Origin of the sequence: Limosilactobacillus balticus (genome assembly GCF_014145615.1) — a bacterium.
In the GTDB taxonomy this organism is placed as follows: Bacteria; Bacillota; Bacilli; order Lactobacillales; family Lactobacillaceae; genus Limosilactobacillus; species Limosilactobacillus balticus.
Map to the genome: position 1 here is coordinate 1 of NZ_JACIVH010000039.1, position 237 is coordinate 237.

The window sequence follows — 237 nt, forward strand, 5'->3', positions numbered from 1 at the left end:
TATGGACCGTGTCTCAGTTCCATTGTGGCCGATCAGTCTCTCAACTCGGCTATGCATCATCGCCTTGGTAAGCCGTTACCTTACCAACTAGCTAATGCACCGCAGGTCCATCCCAGAGCGATAGCCAAAGCCATCTTTCAAACAAAAGCCATGTGGCTTTTGTTGTTATGCGGTATTAGCATCTGTTTCCAAATGTTATCCCCCGCTCCGGGGCAGGTTACCTACGTGTTACTCACC

General features: G+C 49.8%; 1 rRNA gene. It reads right to left on the reverse strand.

The features are described from left to right. Window positions 1–237 (reverse strand): 16S ribosomal RNA (locus tag H5S10_RS00465); the annotation flags it as partial.